At 64.9% G+C, this 3,523-nt stretch carries 4 protein-coding genes; all 4 read right to left on the bottom strand.

Features of this window, described 5'->3' with window-relative positions; genetic code table 11:
* Window positions 1-1,290 (bottom strand): NTP transferase domain-containing protein (locus tag EN879_RS28390; RefSeq protein ID WP_127274396.1); only part of this gene is annotated, 1,290 nt, incomplete at its 3' end.
* A complete protein-coding gene (locus EN879_RS28385) occupies window positions 1,287-1,991 on the bottom strand; it encodes an XdhC family protein (protein ID WP_013532111.1) in 705 nt (234 codons plus the stop codon). The genes EN879_RS28385 and EN879_RS28390, both read right to left, overlap by 4 nt.
* A gap of 65 nt (window positions 1,992-2,056) precedes the next feature.
* Window positions 2,057-2,395 carry an XdhC family protein gene (locus tag EN879_RS28380; RefSeq protein ID WP_063167827.1) on the bottom strand — a complete coding sequence of 113 codons (339 nt, stop codon included), beginning with the start codon at window positions 2,393-2,395 and terminating at the stop codon, window positions 2,057-2,059.
* Window positions 2,396-2,455: 60 nt separating this feature from the next.
* The coding region (locus EN879_RS28375; protein ID WP_127274395.1) for a VWA domain-containing protein at window positions 2,456-3,523 on the bottom strand (1,068 nt) is incomplete at its 5' end.

The raw sequence follows: 3,523 nt of genomic DNA, 5'->3' as shown, positions 1-3,523 counted from the left end.
CTCCGGCAGATAGGCAATGCCGGCCTTCAGCGACGTGGACAAGCCGTCGGTAAAATCAGGATTGTCGGCGAAGGTCACGTCGAGGCCCGCCAGCGCAGCGCGCACCCGCTCGCGCTGGTGGCCGGTGACGACGACAGTTCTGGACGCCTTCGAGCCAAGCGCCCGCTCGGCGGTGCGGCGCACCAGCGGCTTGCCGTCGAACAGCGCCAACAGCTTGTTCGGCCCGCCCATGCGGCTCGACCGGCCGGCCGCCAGCAGCACGATGCCGACCTTCAGCTGAGATTTGGCCGGCAGCGGTTCGCGCGGCTGCGGCCGTGTGGGGATTTCCATCAGCAGCCCGCCGACCCCCATGCCGGCAATATCCCTGGCGGTCACGTCGAGACCGGCGATCAATCGGTCCAGCACCCAATCGAACCCGTTCTCCTTGGGACTGCGGGCGCAGCCGGGCGCGCCGATGACGTGCTTGCCGCCGAGCGTACCGAGCACCAGCAGATTGCCGGGATCGACCGGCATACCGGCGCGGACGACGGTACCGCCCGCCCTCTCGATCGCCGCGGGAATGACATCGGCGAAATCGCTCATCGCCGAGGCGCCGAAGATCACCACCATGTCATTGTCGCGCACCAGGGAAGCCGTGGCCTCCGCCACCGGCGCGATCTCATGCGCCGTGCGGCGCTCGGCCGTCAGCCTGCCGCCGGTGCGCGCCAGCCGCGCTTCGGTGACGCGCAGCGTCTTGTCGAGCACGGAAGGCTTGATGCCCGGCAGAACCGTCTGGATGACGCCGACACGCACGGGCCGGTAGGCATTGACGGCAAAGATCTCGCCTGCGGCGCAGATTTCTGTCGCAGCGTCGACCAGCGCTGAACCGACCGCGAAGGGAATGATCTTCACCGTCGCGACCATCTGGCCTTTCTCGACCGGCGCATGCTGCGCCAGCGTGGCGATGGTGATGGCGGGATCGATGGCATTGATGGCGTCGATGGCAGCGGCATCGACCGTGAAGATGCCCGGCGCCTTGGCGTGGAGGTTGACCCGCCCGGTCGCGGCAGGCTTGGCTTCGATGCCGCGAAAGGCCATGCTCCCGGCAATCGTTTGCGCGGCCGCATCCTCGCCGAGGTCGTCTTCAGCCAGAACAGCCGCAACGACCTCGGAAACACCGGCAGTCCGTAGCAGCGCCACATCTTCGGCGCTCAGCCTATGCGCCTTGCGGAAGCGGCGTTCACCAGCGGTGGTGGAGTGTGCCAGCACCGCGCCTTCCGCCGTCTCGATCGGGATCGGTCCGAATTTCACGCCGCCGCACCTTTTGCGTCCAGCCCGCGCGAGCGGAAGGCATGGATCGCCTGGGCCAACACCGCAACAGCAATCTCTCCCGGGCTGGCAGCACCAATATCGAGCCCGATCGGCGCATGAATACGGGCGATCTGGTCGGCGCTCGCGCCCAGCGCCAGCAAACGTTCGACACGCTTGGCATGCGTCTTCCTGCTGCCGAGCGCGCCGACATAGAAGCAGTTGGCGTCTAGTGCTGCCTTCAGGGCGAAATCATCGACCTTGGGATCATGGGTGACGGCGGCAAGTGCGGTGTAGCTGTCGAGCGGCTGACGCTTCAGCACATCCTCCGGCCATTCGGCATGAAGCGCCACATCGGGAAAGCGGTCCGGCGTGGCGAAAGCGGTGCGGGGGTCGATGATCTCCACGGGATAGCCGGCGATCTTCGCCATCGGCGCCAGCGCCTGGCTGATATGGACAGCGCCAATCACGACCAGACGCGGCTGCGGCAGATGCGCGTTGAGAAAGAAAGTCCGCCCCTCGGCTTCGACCGAACCGGAATTACCGGTGCGAAACGCCCTGGCGATCGCGGTTCCGAGATCGCCGGCGACGTGATCGCCCTCGCGCACGATCCGGTCGCGCCCGTCACCGAGATCGGTGACAAGGATCGCCGCACGGCGGGCGCGTCGTTCGGCGTTCAAAGTTTTTAAGGCGTAGGGATCCATCAGGAAATCTCTTGTCCGAGCATCATCTTGTCCAAAAACCGGGTCCCACTTTTTGGGATCATGCTCTAGCCCAGTCTTTCCACGTACACCTTGATGCGGCCGCCACAGGACAAGCCCACTTGCCATGCGGTTTCATCGGCAACACCGAACTCCAGCATCCTGGCCTTGCCGCTGTCGATGACGTCGATGGCCTCGCTGACCACAGCGCCTTCGACGCAGCCGCCCGAGACGGAGCCATGGAAATTGCCGTGTGCGTCGATGACCAGATGGCTGCCTACAGGTCGGGGCGCCGAACCCCAGGTCTCGACCACTGTCGCGATGGCCACGTCCTTGCCGTCCTTCATCCAGCCCTCCGCAATGATCAGCGGGTCGCGGGCCTCATCCAGATAAATGCTGTTTTCCATGACCGTTTCTCCAGAAGTCTGTTTTTCTCGGGATCTGTTTTCCGGATGGGAAGGATATGGTTATGCGGCGCGCCTCGCGCCAGCTTCCAGCCATCGGCGCGGATCGACGGATTGTGCCGACTTCTTGTCCAATGACGCGCAGAGATCGGCGAGCGCATCGAGATTGTGCACCGAGCGGAACTCGTCGACATGCGGCAGCATCGCCTTGACGCCACGGGCGCGCGCCTGGAAGCCGTCGAAGCGCAGCAACGGGTTCAGCCAGATCAGCCGCCGGCAAGATTTGTGCAGGCGCTCCATCTCCTCCGACAGGCCGGCGACATCGTCGCGCTCCAGCCCATCTGTGATCAGAAGCACGACCGCCCCCTGCCCCAGCACGCGACGCGACCATATCAGGTTGAACTCGGCCAGCGTGTCGCCGATGCGGGTGCCACCCGACCAGTCCATGACCGCCGCCGAACAGTCGGCAAGGGCTGCATCCGGGTCGCGATGGCGCATCTGCCGCGTCAGATTGGTCAGCCGGGTACCGAAGACGAAGGTGTGCACGCGACGCCTTTTTTCCGTCAGCGCATGCAGGAAATGCAGGAAAATCCGCGTATACTGGCTCATCGAGCCGGAAATGTCGGCCAACACGACCAGCGGCGGATGAACCTCGCGGGCTGAGCGGAATTTCGGCAGGATCAGTTCGCCGCCGGTGCGCGCGGCCGAACGCATCATGGCGCGCGGATCGATGCGGCGGCCATGCGCATCGGCCTTGAAGCGCCGCGTCCGCACCATGTCGAAAGGCAACCGCAACTGCGCGATCGCCTTCTTGGCGTCGGCCATCTCGGCGGCGTTCATCTGGGCAAAATCCTTGGCCCGCAGCACCTCGTTGCCGGAAAAGGTGAAGCGGGCGTCGACCTCGATCTCGGGAATTTCCTGTGGCGGCTGGTTCTTCTGGTGTCCCTCGAACATCGCCTGGCTGACTCGGTTTTCAGCGGCGCGTGGCTTCTGCTTTTCCCTGGTGTCGGGCGCCACCGGCGAAAACATCGCCAGCATCTTTTCGATCAGTTCGCGCGACTTCCAGAACAGCCGGAAGGCCTCGTCGAAAATGGCGTGATCCTCATGCCGCGACACCAGCACGGCGTGCAG

This window comes from Mesorhizobium sp. M7A.F.Ca.AU.002.02.1.1, assembly GCF_003998535.1.
GTDB lineage: Bacteria > Pseudomonadota > Alphaproteobacteria > Rhizobiales > Rhizobiaceae > Mesorhizobium > Mesorhizobium ciceri.
Note: the sequence above shows the minus strand (reverse complement) of the source record. Positions and strands in the feature narration are given on the sequence as shown.

What these genes read in the sequence shown, in the direction of transcription:
- EN879_RS28385 (WP_013532111.1), bottom strand. Translation starts at nt 1,991, where the DNA reads ATGGATCCCTACGCCTTAAAAACTTTGAACGCCGAACGACGCGCCCGC.
- EN879_RS28380 (WP_063167827.1), bottom strand. Translation starts at nt 2,395, where the DNA reads ATGGAAAACAGCATTTATCTGGATGAGGCCCGCGACCCGCTGATCATT.